This is a genomic window from Kribbella sp. NPDC051936 (genome assembly GCF_040680955.1).
In the GTDB taxonomy this organism is placed as follows: Bacteria; Actinomycetota; Actinomycetes; order Propionibacteriales; family Kribbellaceae; genus Kribbella.
This window is the reverse complement of sequence record NZ_JBFAXS010000001.1, coordinates 241,504-259,666: the sequence shown is the minus strand read 5'-3', so window position 1 is coordinate 259,666 and position 18,163 is coordinate 241,504. Positions and strand designations below refer to the sequence as shown.

Annotated in this window: 19 protein-coding genes; 6 read left to right on the top strand and 13 right to left on the bottom strand. The window is 68.3% G+C overall.

All coding sequences use genetic code 11. From position 1 onward, the window contains the following. The first annotated feature begins 74 nt into the window (after positions 1–74). Positions 75–1,505 (top strand): pre-peptidase C-terminal domain-containing protein, encoded by a 1,431-nt coding sequence (locus AB0L64_RS01355; RefSeq protein WP_363706530.1) that lies wholly within the window; start codon positions 75–77, stop codon positions 1,503–1,505. A gap of 51 nt (positions 1,506–1,556) precedes the next feature. Here the strand turns inward: AB0L64_RS01355 and AB0L64_RS01350 are convergent, their stop codons facing one another. Continuing rightward, positions 1,557–1,979, bottom strand: a complete 423-nt coding sequence (locus tag AB0L64_RS01350; protein ID WP_363706528.1) for a nuclear transport factor 2 family protein — start codon at positions 1,977–1,979, stop codon at positions 1,557–1,559. Positions 1,980–2,074: 95 nt separating this feature from the next. Here AB0L64_RS01350 and AB0L64_RS01345 point away from each other — a divergent pair, with 95 nt between their 5' ends. Continuing rightward, positions 2,075–2,578, top strand: coding sequence for a MarR family winged helix-turn-helix transcriptional regulator (locus AB0L64_RS01345; RefSeq protein WP_363706526.1), 504 nt, complete (start codon positions 2,075–2,077; stop codon positions 2,576–2,578). A 62-nt stretch (positions 2,579–2,640) separates the two neighbouring features. On the opposite strand, the gene AB0L64_RS01340 is transcribed toward AB0L64_RS01345, so the two are convergent. The 12 genes from AB0L64_RS01340 to AB0L64_RS01285 all read right to left on the bottom strand — a co-directional run bounded on the left by AB0L64_RS01340 (position 2,641) and on the right by AB0L64_RS01285 (position 12,363). Continuing rightward, the gene (locus AB0L64_RS01340; RefSeq protein WP_363708071.1) at positions 2,641–4,365 is read right to left on the bottom strand and encodes a SulP family inorganic anion transporter; all 1,725 of its coding nucleotides are present in this window, start codon (positions 4,363–4,365) and stop codon (positions 2,641–2,643) included. 96 nt (positions 4,366–4,461) lie between these two features. Continuing rightward, a complete protein-coding gene (locus AB0L64_RS01335) occupies positions 4,462–4,809 on the bottom strand; it encodes a metalloregulator ArsR/SmtB family transcription factor (RefSeq protein WP_363706524.1) in 348 nt (115 codons plus the stop codon). Continuing rightward, the gene (locus AB0L64_RS01330) at positions 4,806–5,015 is read right to left on the bottom strand and encodes a hypothetical protein (RefSeq protein ID WP_359936169.1); all 210 of its coding nucleotides are present in this window, start codon (positions 5,013–5,015) and stop codon (positions 4,806–4,808) included. Before AB0L64_RS01330 ends, AB0L64_RS01335 begins: the two co-directional genes overlap by 4 nt. 130 nt (positions 5,016–5,145) lie before the next feature. Next, the gene (locus AB0L64_RS01325) at positions 5,146–6,333 is read right to left on the bottom strand and encodes a M20 family metallopeptidase (protein ID WP_363706521.1); all 1,188 of its coding nucleotides are present in this window, start codon (positions 6,331–6,333) and stop codon (positions 5,146–5,148) included. Between the two features lie 118 nt (positions 6,334–6,451). Beyond that, positions 6,452–7,498, bottom strand: coding sequence for a hypothetical protein (locus tag AB0L64_RS01320; RefSeq protein ID WP_363706519.1), 1,047 nt, complete (start codon positions 7,496–7,498; stop codon positions 6,452–6,454). A 15-nt stretch (positions 7,499–7,513) separates the two neighbouring features. After that, complete coding sequence (locus tag AB0L64_RS01315; protein WP_363706517.1) at positions 7,514–7,957, bottom strand: hypothetical protein; 444 nt, start codon at positions 7,955–7,957, stop codon at positions 7,514–7,516. Next, positions 7,938–8,960: a hypothetical protein gene (locus tag AB0L64_RS01310; RefSeq protein WP_363706515.1), complete on the bottom strand. Its 1,023-nt coding sequence runs from the start codon at positions 8,958–8,960 to the stop codon at positions 7,938–7,940. Before AB0L64_RS01310 ends, AB0L64_RS01315 begins: the two co-directional genes overlap by 20 nt. Next, positions 8,957–9,178 (bottom strand): hypothetical protein, encoded by a 222-nt coding sequence (locus AB0L64_RS01305; RefSeq protein WP_363706513.1) that lies wholly within the window; start codon positions 9,176–9,178, stop codon positions 8,957–8,959. The genes AB0L64_RS01310 and AB0L64_RS01305 overlap by 4 nt, the downstream gene beginning before the upstream one ends. Positions 9,179–9,292: 114 nt before the next feature. Next, the gene (locus AB0L64_RS01300) at positions 9,293–9,703 is read right to left on the bottom strand and encodes a nuclear transport factor 2 family protein (protein ID WP_363706511.1); all 411 of its coding nucleotides are present in this window, start codon (positions 9,701–9,703) and stop codon (positions 9,293–9,295) included. Positions 9,704–9,849: 146 nt separating this feature from the next. Further along, positions 9,850–10,680 carry a DUF72 domain-containing protein gene (locus AB0L64_RS01295; protein ID WP_363706509.1) on the bottom strand — a complete coding sequence of 277 codons (831 nt, stop codon included), beginning with the start codon at positions 10,678–10,680 and terminating at the stop codon, positions 9,850–9,852. 22 nt (positions 10,681–10,702) lie between these two features. Next, entirely contained in the window at positions 10,703–11,782 is a 1,080-nt protein-coding gene (locus AB0L64_RS01290; protein WP_355475737.1) for an inositol-3-phosphate synthase, read from the bottom strand. Beyond that, the gene (locus AB0L64_RS01285; RefSeq protein ID WP_131284360.1) at positions 11,779–12,363 is read right to left on the bottom strand and encodes a PadR family transcriptional regulator; all 585 of its coding nucleotides are present in this window, start codon (positions 12,361–12,363) and stop codon (positions 11,779–11,781) included. Before AB0L64_RS01285 ends, AB0L64_RS01290 begins: the two co-directional genes overlap by 4 nt. A gap of 215 nt (positions 12,364–12,578) precedes the next feature. On the opposite strand from AB0L64_RS01285, the gene AB0L64_RS01280 reads away from it, so the two are divergent. From AB0L64_RS01280 to AB0L64_RS01265, 4 genes are all read left to right on the top strand, one after another. Beyond that, on the top strand, positions 12,579–14,060 hold the full coding sequence (locus AB0L64_RS01280) for a TIGR00366 family protein (protein ID WP_363706506.1): 1,482 nt from the start codon (positions 12,579–12,581) through the stop codon (positions 14,058–14,060). A gap of 126 nt (positions 14,061–14,186) precedes the next feature. After that, positions 14,187–16,418, top strand: a complete 2,232-nt coding sequence (locus AB0L64_RS01275) for a transglycosylase domain-containing protein (RefSeq protein WP_363706504.1) — start codon at positions 14,187–14,189, stop codon at positions 16,416–16,418. Between the two features lie 82 nt (positions 16,419–16,500). Continuing rightward, positions 16,501–17,694, top strand: coding sequence for a mannosyltransferase family protein (locus tag AB0L64_RS01270; protein ID WP_363706502.1), 1,194 nt, complete (start codon positions 16,501–16,503; stop codon positions 17,692–17,694). A gap of 47 nt (positions 17,695–17,741) precedes the next feature. Then, positions 17,742–18,056 (top strand): hypothetical protein, encoded by a 315-nt coding sequence (locus AB0L64_RS01265; protein ID WP_363706500.1) that lies wholly within the window; start codon positions 17,742–17,744, stop codon positions 18,054–18,056. Positions 18,057–18,163: the final 107 nt, after the last annotated feature.

Here is an 18,163-nt window from a genome sequence, read left to right as displayed (position 1 = left end):
CACCGAGATCGACGGCCCCAGGGTCTTGTTCGGGGGGATCCGCCCACCCGGGGGGACGTGAGGAGGAACCCGTAGTGAACAGAATCCGCCGCACCGGCGCACTCGCGTGTGCCGGTGCTGTCGTTCTCGGAGGCCTGGCCGTCGCACTCGGCGCCCAGGCCGATGCGCAACAGACTCCGGTGGACCAGTTGCTGTCCACACCCTTGGCCGGCACCTCGGCTCTCGGAAAGGTGCAGTCGCGGCTCGCCGAGGTTGCCGCGCACAACGGCGTACCGACGGACCAGTTGCGGCAGATCCTTGCCACCGACAAGACCGCGTGGCTCGATGCCGACAGCAAACTGTTCTTCCGCGAGCCCGGCCTACCGGCCGCGCAGAAGGCTCCTTCGGCATCACCCCGGTGGGCTCGTACGGCGACCGAGGGCGCGACCGGTCCGGCGTTCGAGCTGCACAGCAAGCCGGGCTCGAACCGGGTCATCTACCTGGACTTCGACGGTCACACCATCACCGGAACGGCGTGGAACGCGTCGAAGGGTATCGACCCCGTCAACGTCTCGGCGTACGACACCGATGGCGATCCGGCCGGTTGGAGCACCGCCGAGCAGGACGTCGTCCACGAGGTCTGGGCTCGCGTCGCCGAGGACTACGCGCCGTTCGACGTGGACGTGACGACGCAGGAGCCACCGCAGTCCGCGATCGACCGGTCGGGCGCGTCGGACCTCGCGTACGGAACGCGGGTGTTGATCGATCCGGACACCTGGTACCAGTCCGGGTGCGGTTGCGGCGGGGTCGCGTACGTCGGCGTGTACGACAGCACCAGCCAGCACGACTACTACCAGCCGGCGCTCGTGTTCACGAAGGGCGTCGGCACTGGTGCGAAGAACCTCGCCGAGGCCGCGTCGCACGAGGCAGGCCACAACGTCGGCCTCTCGCACGACGGTACGTCGACGGTCGGGTACTACCAGGGCCACGGCGCCTGGGCGCCGATCATGGGCGTGGGGTATTACCGCGGCATCAGCCAATGGAGCAAGGGCGAGTACGCCGACGCGAACAACAAGGAAGACGACTTCGCGGTCGTCGGCTCGCACGGCCTCGCACTGCGCGCGGACGAAGCCGGTGACACCGTCGGCGCCGCCGCCGCACTGACCGTCGGTACGCCGCTGTCGGGGGTCATCGCGGCCGAGGAGGACACTGACGTCTACGGTTTCGCTGTCAGTGCTGCCGGCAACTACACCGCGACGGCGAGCGCCGCTGCGAGCGGTGGCAACCTCGACATCAAGCTGGACCTGCTGGACAGCGCCGGCGCGGTCGTTGCCTCGAACGACCCGGCATCAGGGCAGACCGACGCCGGTACGCCGATGGGGCTCGGCGCGAGTGTTAGCGGCAGCTTGCAGCCGGGTAGGTACTACCTGCGGATCGACAACGTGGGCTACGGCGACCCGCTGAACACGGGCTACTCGACGTACGGAAGTCGCGGCGTCTACACCCTCGGCATCTCGCCCTCCTGATCCCTGTGGCTGGTCGGCCTCTGGCGGGCCGACCAGCCACAGGCCTCGTTCCTAGAGCGCACGCTCGAGCGCCGCGGTCAGTGCGACCGGGCGTACTTCGAGTCCGTCGAAGCGCCAGCCCTTGTCGGTGCGGCGTGCGCGGTACAGGTGGACGGCGGCCGCGATCGCCTCGGTGTTGTCGTCGAGGACGTAGACCGCGGTGTCGTGCGCGCGCACGGTCGCGGTGTCGCCGTCGACCTCGATCACGAGGTTCGACTTGTTGTGCAGAGTGCGGACGTAGTCGTCGTGACGCGCTCGCGCCATGGCGATGATCGCCTCGACGCCCTTGGCCTCGCCGCGGCGGGACCTGACGACGACGTCTTTAGTGAACAGGCGGTCGCTCTCGTCGTACCGGTGCTCGTCGATCCACAGGCTGTGGCGGGCGACCAGGTCGGCCAGTTCGGTGCGGTCGATGAGTTCTTGCAGGTCGGTCATGGCGGACTCCTGAATGGTTAGTCTGTCTAACGTTGGCTGTGCCAATGAATATAGATCGTTAGTCCGACTAACGCAAGCGGCGTATGCTGGCTCTCATGGAGCCGGGTGAGCTGCGTTTCGACCACGGCGACGAGACGCCGGAGCGCCTCAAGGTGCAGCTGTCACGCCTGCTCGGGATGACCGCGGGCCAGACCCAACGCGTCGCGGCGGACGCGCTCCGTGCCGTCGGCGCACACAAGGACCACTTCGTGGTGCTGGCCGCGCTAGACGAGTTCGGCCCCGCGAGCCAGGCCGCCGTCGCCGGTCGCGCCCGCGTCTACAAGAGCGACCTTGTAGCAGTCCTCAACGAACTCGAAGCCGGCGGCTGGATCCGTCGCACCCCCGACCCCGCCGACAAACGCCGCAACGTCATCACCCTGACGCCCGCCGGCCAAGACCGCCTCGCAGAGCTAGACCGCATCCTAACAACCGTCAACGCCCACATCACCGCACCCCTGACCACCGAGGAACGCACCCAACTCTTCGCCCTCCTCAACCGAATCAACACCCACCTGTCCCCCGGACAACCGCCCCCACGAGGCTGTCGCCCCGGCGGCTAGCCGCCTCTAACTGCCGCTCCGCCTGCTTGCCGCGCTGACGCCGGCTCGCCGGTGGGTCGGTGTCAGGGCGCTTGGTGGGTGTCTGGGTTGGTGGGTGACTTCGGGGCGTCTGAGGTGCCGGTGGTCTGCAGGACGCCGGTGTGGTGGAGATGTGAGCGGGCAGCTTGGATCGCCTCGGGCGTACTGGCGAAGACCCGGCCTGCCGCGTACAGGTCGTGGATCACCTCGAGCGCGTCCAGCGTGCGGTGGTGACCGGCGCGGATTCCGGACATGAGAACCGTGATGCCACGACGCTGGAGTTTCTCGATGGCGTCTTTGAGCACCAGCGCACCGCTGGCGTCGATCGCGCTGACCGCCGACATACGCAAGATGACGACGGAGACGTGCGCGACCTCGGACAGTTCGAGCAGGAACCGGTGCGCGGCGAACAGCAGCGGCCCATCGATGCGGTAGGCAACGATGTGCTCGTCCAGCAGGGCACGTTCCTCGACGGTGTGGTCACCGGGCAGATCCGGGTGGAGAGGCATCTTCCGCAGGCGGGCGCTGCGCGCGACTGCTCGCAACGCGAGCGCGCCGGCGACGACGAGTCCGAGCAGGACGGCCTTGACCAGGTCCAGGGCGAGGGTCGCGACAGCAGTCAGAACCAGTACGACGGCGTCGGATCGTGTCGCGCGCGCCATTGCCCGGATCGAGCCGACTTCGACCATACGGATCGCGGTCGCCAGCAGCACCCCGGCCAGCGCCGCGAGCGGGATTCGCGCGACGAGCGGCGCCGCGGTGTAGACGATCGCCGCGAGCAGCGCGGCGTGGACGAGCGCGGCCAAGCGCGAGCCTGCTCCGGAGCGGACATTGACGGCGGTCCGGGCGATCGCGCCGGTGGCGGGTACACCCCCGAACAGTGGTGCGGCCAGGTTGGCCAGTCCCTGGCCGAACAGTTCGCGGTCCGGGTCATGTTTGTGGTTCACGCCCATTCCGTCGGCGACCGCCGCCGACAGCAGTGACTCCAGCGCCGCCAGCGCCGCGACTGCAACCGCTGCCCCGGCGAGCGACCCGAGCGCCGACAGATCGAGGAACGACAGCGACGGTGCGGCGAGTCCGTCCGGCAAGCTGCCGATCCGCGCGACGTCCAGACCGGCGACCTCGGCGATGACCGTTACCGCCACAACCGCGACGATCGACAACGGAACCGTCGGCTGGATCCGGGCGCCGACCAGAATGATCACCGCGACACCGATCGCGATCGCGGCGGCCACCCAGTGCGGGTGTGCCGCGAACGCCGCGACCGCGCGAGCGGCCACCACGGCGACCTGGTCACCATGTGGCGTCGCAACACCCAGCGCGGCCGGCAGTTGCTGCAACCCGATGACACACGCGATGCCGAGCGTGAACCCTTCAACCACCGACGCGGGAACGAAGGCCATGTAGCGCCCGGCCTTGGCAATCGCCAGACCGACCAGAATCAGCCCGGCCATCAGTCCAACCGTCAGCACCCCGCTCGCGCCGTGCGCATGCATGATCGGCACCAGCACAACAGTCATCGCGCCGGTAGGTCCCGACACCTGCAGACCGGACCCACCAAACGCAGCCGCCACCGCCCCAGCCACCACGGCCGTCGTCAGACCCGCAGCCGCCCCCAACCCGGACGAGATCCCGAACCCAAGCGCGAGCGGAAGCGCAACAATCGCCACCGTCACCCCCGCAACAAGATCACGCCGCGGCTGCCGCACCATCGCAGCCAGGTCCTCCCTCCCCGGAAGCAACGACCCCGCAAGCCTCCAAACGACCACCACCGACCTCACCAAGCCACCTTCTCGTCCGCACGCACTACCGACCCCACACTCACCGGGCTGCCTCGTCGGGCTCGGGCGGTGTCGGCGCCGAGATCACGGAGTTGCCTCTTCGGCTTCGCGTAGTTCGGCCAGGAGTTCGCTTTGGCCGGTGAGCATCTCGGTCAGGAATCGGCGTGCGATTCTCAGCAGCTCGGCGATGTCTCCGCCGGCGAGCTCGTAGATCACTGTCGACGCCTCGCGGTGCGAGGTCACGATGCCGTAGCGGCGCAGTACCGCCAGTTGCTGGGACAGGTTGGACGGCTCGATCCCGATCTCGGCCAGCAGATCCCGCACCGGCCGGGGCCGATCCTGCAGCAACTCCAGTACCCGGATCCGAACCGGGTGCCCCAACACCCGAAAGAACTCAGCCTTCGCCTGATACAGCGGAACGCCCGCCGTCATCGCCGCTCCCCGGAGTCGCCCGCAGCGCCAAGCCCGCCTTCATCGACATCGACGTCGTGCTCGAGTGCCAGCCTCAGCAGACTCTCGAGTTCACCGGTGCGGACATCCACGGCGTAGAAGTCCCCAGCCGCCTTCGCCGCGTCCAGCGCCTCGCGCGCCTCACGCACCCGCCGTCGCAAATCACTCGCGAACTCACTGCTGCCCACAACACCTCCACCGCGGCTCCGCCCTGACGGCTTCAGAATGTAGCGAATTGAAGAATTTTGCAAATCATCAAGACTCCGAGCCCACGCCGACCACCAGCGTGCAGTCGCTGGGCGGCGGGGTGGTGTGGGGTTAGGCGGGGATCAGGTGGTGGGTGGCTAGGTGGGCCAGGGCGGCGGAGGTGTCGGCGAGGACCGCGTCGTCGAAGCGGACGAGGCTGGAGTGGTTGGAGGGGGCTTCTTCGGGCGTGACGTCGTCGGGGCGTGCGCCGACCATCGCGAAGGTGCCTGGTACCTCGCGGAGGACCATCGAGAAGTCTTCCGCGCCCATCAGGGGGTTCTCCAAACGCTGCACCCGGTCCGCGCCGAACACGTCGGTGAGCAGCTCGGTGGTTTCCGCCGTGCGTCCGGCGTCGTTGACCGTCACCGGGTACTGCGGGTCGAGGCGCGCGTCGACCGTGCAGCCGTGCGCGGCCGCGATTCGCTCCGCCAACGCCGGCAGTTCACGGGTCAGCTGCTCCAGCATCGCGTCGGACAGCGTGCGGACGGTGGCGCCGAGACGGGCCGTGTTCGGGATGACGTTGATCGCGACGCCCGCCTCGAGTTGCGTCACCGTGATCACCACCGGGTCGAACACGTTCACCCGCCGCGTGGTGTACGCCTGCAACGCCAGCACGATCTCCGCGACCACCGGCACCGGGTCCACGGTGCGATCCGGCATCGACCCGTGCCCGCCCTTGCCGCGCACCGTGATGTGGAGCTGGTTCGAGCTCGCCATGATCGTCCCCGGGCGCAGCTGGAACGTCCCCTTCGGTGCCTGCGACCAGACGTGCAACGCGTACGCCGCCGTCGGCTTGTCGCCGGTTGCCTCCAGAAGACCCTCGCGCAGCATGTATCCCGCGCCGCCGAGGCCCTCCTCGCCCGGCTGGAACATGAAGATGACGTTCCCGTGCAGTTCCTCTCGGTGCTCGCTCAGCAAGCGTGCCGCTCCGATCAGCCCCGCGGTGTGCAGATCGTGGCCGCAGGCATGCATGTTGCCGTTCTCGGCGGCGTACTCGAGGCCGGTCTCTTCCACCACCGGCAACGCATCCATGTCGCCGCGCAACAGCACGGTCGGCCCCGGCGCACCGCCGCGCAGGACCGCCACCACCGACGTCACCTCCGTGCCCGTGGTGATTTCCAGCGGCAATCCCGCCAGAGCATCCATCACGACGGCCTGAGTCCGAGGCAGGATCAATCCGACCTCGGGCTCCCGATGGAGCACCCGCCGTACCTCGACCAGTTCGGCCAACCTCTCGGCACCCTCAGCAACCAGGTCCACCGATACTCCTCTCGTCGCGGGCACTTCATCCGCGCCTCCTGCCGGCGTCCAGTCACCGTACCCGGCCTCGGCGCCGTGGCTGCGCCCCGGGCACGTCGCCCAACCTTGTTGCGTTGCGTCAGTCCCGCGACAACCTGGCAGGTCCAGACGCCGACCGTCGGTGCCCGCCAGGCGCAGAGCTCCAGCTCGGCGGCTGAGTCGAGCCCTGGCCCCCCTGCTCCGGACCGTCAGAGCCCTGACCGCCGGAGTGCGGGCCGTCGGAAGCTCGGCTGCCCTGCTGTGTCCGATCCGGTGTTCGATGTGGTGTCGTCGTGGGGCCGAGACCAGCGTCAAGTGCCCGGCGCAGGTCCTGGTTGCCGGCCCAGTGCTCGGCGATCGTCTGGATCTCCGCAGTTGCGCTCCGGAATGCGCTCCGTCCCGCGAGACCGGCCATGCGAAGGTCCGAAGGGTCGTTCTTGTCGTAGTCGTAGACAGCGGCGAACGGTCCGTGCATGGCCTCGGCGATGCGGCTGATCGCGTCGGCCCTCGCGGTCTCCGGAACCAGTTGACTCAGATGCTTCGTGTACAGGAGCTCCGCGGCGACCTTGAACTTCTCAGCGGTGTTCACCACCGCTATTCGGTGGATGACCTCGGCGGGCTCCAGGCCGACGTCCGCGCCGACCGCGGTACTGAATGCGTCGACTGCAGGGGTGTAGGCCGCATAGGCCTGCACGCTCTGCCCCTTCCTGATGCCGGGAGCGATCTGCTCGAGACCGAGCTCGTCGATGAAGTTGTCGAGCTCGTTCTGTGTCGCTCGCTCGGTGACTCCCTCCTCGAAGACCTTGTATGCCCTGCCCTCGTACGCATCGAGCGGGAAAGCCAACGACGTACCTGGCCCGGCCAGTAGATGGATGTTCTCGTGGAACAGGGTGCGCAGAGCTTCGCGGTACCTGTCGAGTGTCTCGTCGTCGTGCTGCAGGTAGGCACGATCGAACATGTCCTGCAGCGGCTCGATGACGTCCTGCGGGTGGTACAGGATCGTGCCGTCCCAGGTCACCTTGGACACTTGGTCGTCGCCGCGCGGGAGCACCCGGTAACGATTGTTCCAGGCAGAGTGGTGCGCGCGCATCACTGCCACGGTGAGGTCCGCTTGGAGCCGCATCAGCTCCGCGAAGCTCGTGATCACGGTCGACGGTCCGCGCTATTCGGCGTTCCTCGGAGCGTCTCGTAGGTCCGGGTTGTTGAAGCGGATGCCCTCGATGTCCATCGCGAGCGGCTCGCCGAGCCGGCGGATCCGGGTTGCCTCGACTCCTGCCGCGGTCTTGGCGATCCGGCCGATCTCGGCGATCGCAGCCTGGAGGAGCTCGATGCGCTCTGCCGGGGTGCCTGTGGAGCCGAGCCCCCGCGACTGCACCTTGAGCGCTGCTGCCATCTCGTCGGACATCGGGGGGACCTTGTAGTTCAGCACGTACTCCAGTGAGGACAGGCTCCGCTCGGCACGCTCCCGATCCGCCGCCGGCTCCACCGTCGGGACCAGGCTCCGCAGTCGTTCAACTTCGATCGGCAGCCGCTCCTCGGGGATCTCCTTGGCCATCATTGCCTCGACAAGCCGCTGCTCCTCTGCGTCATACGCCGCGTAGTCCATGCCCCTCAGTATCCCGGCGGCTGGGGGGCTCCCGGTGCTGGGCGAACTGACGGTGCGCGCGGTGGGGCCGGGTGGGCGGTGTGTGAGTGGCTGCCGGATGTCTGAGTGTTGGGGTGGCGAGTCCGGACAGGGCCGATTCGTAGGGTGACGGCGCACTGCGGATCGGGGCTGGCGGTGGGAGGGCGCAGTCGTCGAGGTGTCTGGCGGAGTCGGTGGTGTGAGTTTCGCGGCGGAGGTCGGCGAGGATCTGAGTGGCGGTTGCCAGGGAGTGCTTGCCGGCGACGCCGGGTGGGTCCAGTTCATAGGTGTCGAGGTGGGCGAGGCCGGACCGGAGCATCGCTTCGAGGCGGGCGCGGGTGTCGGTGTCGGGGAGATCGTGGGACTTGCAGACGAGGTCGACGAGTAGGGGGAACTGACCGGCTGCGGTCTGGCGGTTGAGCAGCGCCAGGGTTTCGCCGGGGGAGAGGGCGTTGCGGGCGTCGAGGTCCGTGGTGAGCTTGCGGACGGCGGGGACGAAGGCGGCGTAGTACCCGGTGGACCGGACGGAATCGATGCCTGGCGCAACCTTGTCGATGCCGAGCCGGCGGAGGAAATCGTCGAGGTGGTCCTGGGCCCAGGCCTCGGTGACGCCTTCCTCCAGTTGGCGGCTGCCGGGTTTGGTGAAGGCTTCGCGGGCCGCTTCCTGGGTGGCGCCGTCCGGGCCGAGGAAGTGGGCATGCTCGTGGAGCAGCGTTGCCAGGGACTCGCGGTAGGCGACGAGGGTCGGTGTCGGACGTGTCGTGCCGGCGTGTTCGTAGAGATGGCGGAGCGGGTCGACGATCGACTCGCGGTCGAGGTAGAGGGTGCCGTCCCAGTGGGCGAGGCCGAGCATCGCGCTGGACGATTCGATGATGTGGCCGTTCCACGCGGACCGGTCGGCGCCGGCGAGTTCGCGAGCGGTGTCCCCGCTCGCCGCCAGCAACTCCGGGACCGAGGTCGGGTGGGCCGCCAGAGCCGTCGTCACGAGCGCAGCGCGGACGAGAGCCGGACCAGCGAGTCCGCCGTGCGGCGCAGCCGCGCGCGATCCTCCGGATCGTCGGCCTGGGCCGCGAGGCGGACGAGTTCGGTGATCAGCCAGTCGGCCCGGGCCTGCCGCTCGGCGCGCGGGGTGAGTCCGGCCGGCGGCAGGGCGGGTGGTGCGAGGGGTGTCGGGCTGGGCGGCGTACCGATCGAATGCTGCATGAGATGTCCTCCCGAGTTGTGAAGTCGGCGGAGAACATACGGAGATCGGCCCCGGAATCCACGGCGGATTTCGGAACTGTGGATAACCCAGGCACCGGCGAACCGATGGGCCTACTAGTGTGCGGACTCCTGCAGTTCGTGGATCAGCGCTGACATCGGGAAGTACGCCCGAAGCGCCGTGATGCGATCGCCGTCGACGTCGTAGAAGACGGTGTACGGCAGGCGGACCGTGGTGCCTGTCGCCGGTACGCCGGCGAACTCGGCCGTGTGCTTTCCGACGAAGACGGCTTCCAGCGCCGCCACGCCGTCGCCGGACGCGACGTTCCTGACTTCCGGTGACGCGTCGAACAGCTGGGTGTGCAGCGCGAGGATGAAGTCGCGAACGGCCTCCCGGCCACGCACCTCGTCCCCGGTTTCCATCGTCGTCCACACGATGTCGTCGCTGAAGAACGACGCGAAGTCGCCGCCGTTCAACAGCGCCGCCAAGTAGTCGCGCAGTGTGGATTCGGTCTGTGCCACGGACATCAGGAGCCCCCTTTCAACGGAAGGCCGCGGCCCGAGGTCGCGGCCTCTGGACCGGCATCCCGGTCCCCCCACCGGTCAGTCAAGCACCGCGCCGATACGCGGGAAAGGGGCTCCGAGGCTGAGCGCGAAGGTCAAACGCATGACGTTCAGAACAGGGTCGGAGGCTCGCTCGGGATCGGCTCGGGGAGCGGTGCGAGGTCGGGTACGGCCGCCGTGACAGTCGCGTAGAAGCGGCGGGCGAGGTCGAGGGACTCGGCGTTGTCCGGGGTGTGCAGGAAGATCGTCGGGGAGCGCCCCTCGGACAGCCAGGTGACGACCAATTCGACGAGGTACGCCCAGCCTTCGACGGTCTCGTCCACGGAGTCGCGGCCGATGTAGCGGACGATCGGATGACCGGTCAGGGCGTGGGTCCGGCGGGAGACGCGCGGCTTCTTCATCCAGGCGTCGCGCTCAGCCAGGCTGGTGGGACGGCGCGCGAACAGTGTGCCGGTGTCGAACGGGATCCACTCCGCGTTCGCGCGGGCCAGGACGCGTTCCAGGTTCGCGGCGGCTCGGGGGTCGTCGAAGAAGTCGCGGTGCCGGACCTCGACGGCGTACCGGTGTTCGCGGGGCGCCTGGTGCAGGAAGGCGGCGAGGGTGCCGAGGCCGGTCGGCGAGAAGGCGGCGGGAAGCTGGATCCAGATTGCGTGGTTACGCGCGCCGAGCGGCTCGATCGCCGCGAGGAAAGCGCGAAATTCCGCGTCGACGTTCGTCAGCCGGCGCTCGTGGGTGACGACCTGCGGCAGCTTCACCACGAACCGGAAGTGAGGCGGCGTCTGCGCGGCCCACGACGCCACCGTCGACACGGACGGCGTCCCGTAGAACGTGGTGTTGCTCTCCACCGCGTTGCACCACGAGGCGTACGAACGCAGCTTCTCCCGACCGGGCTGCGGCCACGCGGGATGTGTCCATTGGGCACATCCCACGTGGAGCCGCATCGTCACAATCTAGCGAGGAACCTCAGCGCTCGATCTCGCCGCGGATGAACTTCTCCACCTGCTCGCGGGCGACGTCGTCGGCGTACTGCTCCGGCGGAGACTTCATGAAGTACGACGACGCGGACAGGATCGGGCCGCCGATGCCGCGGTCCTTGGCGATCTTCGCGGCGCGGATGGCGTCGATGATGATGCCGGCCGAGTTCGGCGAGTCCCAGACCTCGAGCTTGTACTCCAGGGACAGCGGGACGTCGCCGAAGTTGCGGCCCTCGAGGCGGATGAACGCCCACTTGCGGTCGTCCAGCCAGGCCACGTAGTCCGACGGGCCGATGTGCACGTTGCGGTCGTCGATCTCGTCGCGCAGCTGCGAGGTGACGGACTGGGTCTTGCTGATCTTCTTGGACTCCAGCCGCTCGCGCTCGAGCATGTTCTTGAAGTCCATGTTGCCGCCGACGTTCAGCTGGTACGTGCGGTCCACGGTCACACCGCGGTCCTCGAACAGCTTGGTCAGCACCCGGTGCGTGATGGTGGCGCCGATCTGCGACTTGATGTCGTCACCGACGATCGGCAGGCCGGCAGCGGTGAACTTGTCCGCCCACTCCTTGGTGCCGGCGATGAAGACCGGCAGCGCGTTGACGAAGGCGACACCGGCGTCGATGGCGCACTGCGCGTAGAACTTCGCAGCCTGCTCCGAACCCACCGGCAGGTAGCAGACCAGGACGTCGACGGCCGCCTCGCGCAGCGCCGCCACGACGTCGACCGGCGCGGCGTCCGACTCGGTGATGGTCTCGCGGTAGTACTTGCCGAGGCCGTCGAGGGTGTGACCGCGCTGCACCGTGATGCCGGTCGGCGGCACGTCGCAGATCTTGATCGTGTTGTTCTCGCTGGCGCCGATCGCGTCGGCGAGGTCCAGGCCGACCTTCTTGCCGTCGACGTCGAACGCGGCCACGAACTCCACGTCCCGGACGTGGTAGTCGCCGAACTGGACGTGCATCAGACCGGGGACGCGCTCCTCGGGCTTCGCGTCGCGGTAGTAGTGCACGCCCTGGACGAGCGAGCTGGCGCAGTTGCCGACGCCGACGATCGCTACGCGGATCGAGGTCATCTGGAATCTCCTTGGGTAGGCGGGTGGTGCTGGTCAGGGGGCCGCTGTTGCCGCCGCTCGCCGTCGATCAGCTCGTTCAGCCAGCGGACCTCGCGCTCGGCCGACTCCAGGCCGTGCCGTTGCAGCTCGAGGGTGTAGGCGTCGACTCGCTCCGCCGTCCGGCTCATCGCCGCCCGGAAGTTGGCCAGCCGCTCCTCCATCCGGGCCCTGCGGCCCTCGAGGATGCGCAACCGGGTGGCCGGGTCGGTCCGGCCGAAGAACGAGAAGCGGACGCCGAACGTGTCGTCCTCCCAGGCCGACGGCCCGGCTTCGTGCATCGCGTGCGCGAAGTAGTCCTTGCCGTCGGCGGTGATCGTGTACACGATCTTGGGCCGCCGGCCCGACTCCGGTGTCCCGGGGTCGGCCGTGATCAGCCCGTTGCGGAGCATCGCTTTCAGGCACGGGTACAGCGAACCGAACGACAGCACGCGTCCCCACCCGAACTGGGCGTTGACGCGCTTGCGGAGCTCGTAACCGTGCATCGGCGCTTCGTGCAGCAGACCGAGTACGGCGAGCTCGAGGACACCACTGCGGTTTCCCATGAGCCACCTCCCTCGGTCTAGTTTGTCATGACGTGATGTATCGACTCGATACATCGTTCCGCCACTGTAAGCAGACCTGGCACCTGTGGACAACCCCTGACAAAGAAGACCTTTGTCACCCGCGCCGCACGGCACGCCCGGGGAACCTGTTACGTCAGGCGCCGATCTGCGTTAATCGAATGACACTCAGCGTCGTAGCTCGGGAGCGGACAGTAATGACCGACAGTCATGCGAAGCACGCCAGGCCCGACATCGCCGCCGAGGGGGTGCTCGCCCGGCTGGCGCTGCGGTTCACCGCGTTCACCGAGAAGTGGCTGCCGGACGCGTTCGGCTTCGTCCTGGTCGGCACGTTCGTGGTGCTGCTGTTCGGCCTGGTCACCGGTGAGCCGCTGCTGAAGCGCCCCGACGACCCGGCCGCGACCAAGGGCTTCGGGTTGGTCGATGCCTGGGGCATCGGGTTCTGGTCGCTGATCACGTTCACCCTGCAGATGGCGATGATCATCATCGGCGGGTACGCCGTCGCGACCAGCGGGCCGGTCGCGCGGTTGATCACCCGCCTGGCGCGGCTCCCGCAGACGCCGCGCTCCGCCGTCGCGTTCGTCGCCGCGATCGCGATGCCGGCGTCGTACCTGAACTGGGCGTTCAGCCTGATCTTCGCGGCGATCCTCGCGCGGGAGGTCGCGCGCAACGTGCCGAAGGCGGACTACCGCGCGCTCGGTGCGATGGCGTTCCTCGGGCTCGGTACGGTGTGGGCGCAAGGACTGTCCGGCTCGGCGGCGTTGCAGGTGGCGAGTGCCAGCAGCAGCCCGCCGCCGGTGCAGGAGGTGATCAAGGCCGGCGGTCACGCCGGCGGGCTCATCCCGCTCAGCGACACGATCTTCACCTGGCAGGCGCTGGTGGCGACGCTGATCGTGTACGTCGTGGGCGTCGCGATGGCGTGGTTCGTCGCACCGGGCGAGGGCAACGCGCGGACCGCTGAGCAGATCGGCATCGAGCTCAAGCCGCTCATCGGGCGCGGCTCGGTGTACAACGGTCAGCGGCAGGAGACGCGCAGACCCGGCGACTGGCTCGAGCACTCGCCGCTGTTCAGTCTGCTGATCGTCCTGCTCGGCGTGACCTACCTGGTGCGCTACTTCAGCGGGAAGAGCTTCTTCAACGCGCTGGACCTCAACACGGTCAACCTGATCCTGTTCCTGCTCGCGCTGCTCCTGCACTGGCGGCCGTGGCGGATGGCGCGCGCGGTGCGCGACGGCGCGCCCGCGGCGGCCGGCGTACTGCTCCAGTTCCCCTTGTACGGCGGCATCTTCGGCATGATCGCCTACACCGGGATCTCCGCGCGCCTCGCCGGGTGGCTGGTGCAGGCGAGCAACCAATTCCTGTTCCCGCCGCTGGTCGCGATCTACTCGTGCGTGCTCGGCATCTTCGTCCCGAGCGGCGGCAGCAAGTGGGTTATCGAGGCGCCGTACGTGCTGCAGGCCGCGAACGAGCTGCGCGTCGACGCCGGGTGGATGGTCGTCGTGTACGACCTGGGGGAGGCGAGCGCGAACCTGCTGCAACCGTTCTGGATGCTGCCGACGCTCGCCATCCTCGGCCTCAAGGCGCGCGACATCATGGGCTACACGTTCACGATGTTCCTGGCCTGTTTCCCGGCGGCGCTGATCGCCGTGACCTTGCTCGCACCGCACGTGACGGGGTAACCGCTTGCATCGGCTTTGAGCCCCGCCGGACCTGCTTGCTACTATCCGGAGCGGATTCGGGCGTATTACCACACCCACCGTAGTCTGTGGGGCAATGACTTCCGCGAGATCGTCGAGGATTGCACAGTGAGTGAAGCTCGTAGAAAGGCCGCCCCGCCACCCCGGCGGAAGAAACACTGGGCGGTCCGGGTGCTCGGTTGGCTGGCCGCACTCGCCTTCCTCGGCATCATCGGCTCGGTCGCCGCGTTCTTCGTCGTCTACCAGACCACGAAGATCCCGGACCCGAACAAGGAGTTCGCCACCAACACCACCACGGTGACGTACGCCGACGGCCGCAACCCGCTGGGCACCTTCTACGAGCAGAACCGGCACACGGTGCCGCTGGCGCAGATCCCGAAGCACGTCCAGGACTCGGTGATCGCGGCCGAGGACCGGACCTTCTGGACCAACCCCGGCATCTCCCCGAGCGGCATGGTGCGGGCCGCGGTCAACATCGCGCGCGGCGAGCAGCTCCAGGGTGGTTCGACGATCACCCAGCAGTACGTGAAGATCATGTACCTGACCCAGGAGCGGACGGTCTCCCGGAAGTTCAAGGAACTGTTCATCGCGACCAAGCTCGGCCGGCAGCAGGACAAGAGCAAGACCCTCGAGGGTTACATGAACACCATCTACTTCGGCCAGGGCGCCTACGGCATCGCGGCCGCCGGTGACACCTACTTCGGCGTCAAGGATCCGAAGGATCTGTCGGTCCCGCAGGCGGCCCTGCTCGCGACCGTGCTGAACAACCCGACGCTGTTCGACGTCACCGACACGGATCCGCGCACCAAGGCCCGGATCATCGAGCGGTACAAGTACGTCCTCGACGGCATGCAGCAGATGGGCACCATCACGCAGGCCCAGGAGACGCAGTACGCCAACCGGCTGCCGAGCCTGGCCAAGATGAAGAAAAAGAGCAGCCGCTACGCGGGGCCGAACGGGTTCCTGCTCGACATGGCCCGTAAGGAACTGGCCCAGCGCGGCTTCGACGAGGACGAGATCACCGGCGGCGGTCTCAAGGTGACCACCACGTTCAATGCCACCCAGCAGCTCAAGATGCTGGACGCCGCCAAGGAACAGCCGAAGAAGAACGCCGGACTGCATGTCGGGATGGCCGCCGTGCAGCCAGGCACGGGCCGGTTGCTGGCGATGTACGGCGGGCCGGACTTCCTCAAGAGTCAGCTGAACTGGGCGACGACGAAGGCGAGACCGGGTTCGTCGTTCAAGCCCTTCGCGCTGGCCGCGGCACTCCAGCAGGGCAAGTCGCTCTGGGACGTCTATCAAGGCGACAGCCCGATCGTGGTGCAAGGGCAGAAGTTCGGCAACGAACTCAGCACCGACTACGGCGACGTCACGCTGATGAAGGCGACCGAGCAGTCGATCAACACCGCGTTCTACGACCTGGTCGACAACGACATGGAGGACGGCCCGTCGAAGGTCGTCGACGCGGCCGAGGCCGCCGGCATCCCGGCGTCGAAGACGCTGGAGAAGGACCGGCAGGCGCCGGCGACCGTGCTCGGCCCGGACGCGTACGCGTCGCCGGTCGACATGGCGAACGCCTACGCGACGTTCGCTGCCGAGGGCAAGTTCACGCCGCTGCACGTGATCAAGGAGGTCCGCGGCCCGGACGGAAAGGTCCTCTGGTCGGACGCGACTGTCCTGAAGCAGCAGAAGCAGGCCTTCACGCCGGAGATCGCGAACCTGGTCAACTACGCCCTGCAGAACGTGGTCGAGAAAGGCACCGGTGAGGGCGCCAAGGATCTCGACCGTGCGGTGGCCGGCAAGACCGGCACCGCCGGTGGTGTCGCGGTCGAGGACCGCAAGGAGAACGAGGCGTGCGACGGCTGTAAGAACGGCTCGGCGACGCTGACCTCGTGGTGGACCGGGTACACGCCGGAGGAGTCCACGTCCGTGTTGTACCGGGCCGGTGCGACCGGTGAGTCGGACCTCGACCCGTACAGCGACGACCCGGCGTTCTTCGGTGGCAACTGGCCGCTGAAGACCTGGCTGGCGTTCATGAAGTCCGCTCTCGACGGCGTACCCGAGTCCGAGTTCAACGAGCCGGACAAGGAACAGATCAAGGACACGTCGACCCCGACGTACACCCCGCCGCCGAGCACGCCCCCGCCCAGCACCCCGCCGCCCAGCACCCCGCCCCCGAGCACGCCTCCGCCGAGCACCCCGCCGCCGAACACGCCGACGGGCAAGCCGACGAAAACCAAGCCGACGCAGACGACGACCACCCCGGTCATCCCGACGCTGCCGACCGGTGGGCCGACGCAACCCACCGACACGCCGCGAACACCGGGCGGGGGTCAATAGCGTCCACCATCGGGGACTGCTACCCGGATGGGGGACGATAGGGCTGTGACTCGGGCGGACTGTGGTGTGCGGCGGTGCGGGCGTGTTTGAGCGTTCGGCCGCCGACGAGTCACGGCCGGGTCGGGCCCGGCGGGCCCGGGTCGACGGGGTCGGGTGGCAGCGGTGGATGCCGGCGGCGATGACCCGGGAGGTGCTCGGGTGGTGGCTGGTCAGCCGGGTCGCGCTGTTCGTGCTGTCGGTGTCGGCGCCGTTGCTGTTCAACCGGGGCAGCGACTACCCGAACGTGTGGCGGGCCTGGCTGCAGTGGGACGTCTGGCACCTGAAGGCGGTCGCCGAGTTCGGCTACAACCACGGTGAGCCGTCCGGAGCGCCGCTGGCCGCGTTCTTCCCCGGCTTCCCGTTGCTGGTGCGGCTGGTCAGCTACACGGGCATCGGTTACGTCGCCGCCGGCATCGTGGTGTCGGCGGTCGCGAGCGCCGTCGCGGGCGTGTATCTCGCGCGCCTGGCGCAGTACGAGTTCCCGGAGCTGAAAGGCCTCGGCCCGAACGCGGCGATGATCTGGTACTGCGCTCCGGTCGGCGTCTTCCTGGCGGCCGGATACACCGAGGCGCTGTTCTGCGCGTTCGCGTTCCCCGCCTGGCTGGCCGCGCGGCAGGGCCGCTGGGCGCGCGCCGCGATCTTCGTCGCGCTGGCGTCGACCGTGCGAGTGTCCGGAATCTTCCTGATCTTCGCCCTGCTCGTCGAGTTCGTCACCTCGAAGAAGCGGGACTGGTTGTCGCTGCCGTGGCTGGCGCTGCCCGCCGTACCGGTGCTCGGCTTCATGGCGTACCTGAAGCAGATCCACGGCTCCTGGTTCGCCTGGCAGGAGGCGCAGGAGAAGGGCTGGGCGCGCGAGTTCACCTGGCCGTGGACCTCGCTGGTGCACACTTTCGAGGCCGCGAGCAAGGGCCACTTCGCGCCCGACCGCAGCGACTGGACCTGGATGTTCCGGGCCGAGCTGGTCGCGCTGTTCATCGGGCTGCTGCTGCTCGCCTGGCTGTTCTGGCGCCGCTCTTGGGGTGAGGCCGCCTGGGTCGCGGCCACGATCGGCGCCTTCTGTACCTCGTTCTGGATCTACTCGCTCACCCGCGCCACCCTGCTCATGTGGCCGCTGTGGATCGGGCTCGCGGTGCTCGCCAGACGCAGACCGTGGATCGGCCGCCTGTATCTGGCCGTAGCGATACCGCTCGCCGCGGTCTGGGCGGCCGGCTTCTTCACCGGCCGCTGGTCCGGCTGAGTAGTTCTGCTCATGCCCTGAACCCGCCGCGTGCTTAGCGTGATCCTATGGAAGCCCGGACGATCGGCAGGGTCGCCCTGCAGGCGGTGCTCGTCGGTGTGCTGGCCGGCGCCGCGTACGCGTTGATGCGGCAGTTCGGCGCCCCACTGTGCCCGCCGACCGGGGTGAGCTGTGCGGTGGAGCACGGCGGCGCGTTGTTCGCCGTACAACTCGGCGGTTTGGCGACGGCTCTGGCGCTGCCGGTGCTGGCGCTGCGGGCCGGTCTCGGATGGGTGTTCGCGGTCGCCGCGACGGCCGGTGTCCTGGTCGTGAACATGGCCTGGTTCGTGGCGTTGTCCGACATGTGGACAGTTCTGGGCTGAGGCAACCCTCGACGGGGTTCGAACGTCGATACAAGTGAAGGGGTGGCAGTCCGGGCGGGGACCGCCACCCCTCCTTCACCTTCCGGCGGAACCTTTCAGGGGCAGGC

What these genes read in the sequence shown, in the direction of transcription:
- AB0L64_RS01350 (WP_363706528.1), bottom strand. Translation starts at nt 1,979, where the DNA reads ATGACCGACCTGCAAGAACTCATCGACCGCACCGAACTGGCCGACCTG.
- AB0L64_RS01345 (WP_363706526.1), top strand. Translation starts at nt 2,075, where the DNA reads ATGGAGCCGGGTGAGCTGCGTTTCGACCACGGCGACGAGACGCCGGAG.
- AB0L64_RS01335 (WP_363706524.1), bottom strand. Translation starts at nt 4,809, where the DNA reads ATGACGGCGGGCGTTCCGCTGTATCAGGCGAAGGCTGAGTTCTTTCGG.
- AB0L64_RS01315 (WP_363706517.1), bottom strand. Translation starts at nt 7,957, where the DNA reads ATGGACTACGCGGCGTATGACGCAGAGGAGCAGCGGCTTGTCGAGGCA.
- AB0L64_RS01305 (WP_363706513.1), bottom strand. Translation starts at nt 9,178, where the DNA reads ATGCAGCATTCGATCGGTACGCCGCCCAGCCCGACACCCCTCGCACCA.
- AB0L64_RS01300 (WP_363706511.1), bottom strand. Translation starts at nt 9,703, where the DNA reads ATGTCCGTGGCACAGACCGAATCCACACTGCGCGACTACTTGGCGGCG.
- AB0L64_RS01295 (WP_363706509.1), bottom strand. Translation starts at nt 10,680, where the DNA reads ATGCGGCTCCACGTGGGATGTGCCCAATGGACACATCCCGCGTGGCCG.
- AB0L64_RS01290 (WP_355475737.1), bottom strand. Translation starts at nt 11,782, where the DNA reads ATGACCTCGATCCGCGTAGCGATCGTCGGCGTCGGCAACTGCGCCAGC.
- AB0L64_RS01285 (WP_131284360.1), bottom strand. Translation starts at nt 12,363, where the DNA reads ATGGGAAACCGCAGTGGTGTCCTCGAGCTCGCCGTACTCGGTCTGCTG.
- AB0L64_RS01280 (WP_363706506.1), top strand. Translation starts at nt 12,579, where the DNA reads ATGACCGACAGTCATGCGAAGCACGCCAGGCCCGACATCGCCGCCGAG.
- AB0L64_RS01265 (WP_363706500.1), top strand. Translation starts at nt 17,742, where the DNA reads ATGGAAGCCCGGACGATCGGCAGGGTCGCCCTGCAGGCGGTGCTCGTC.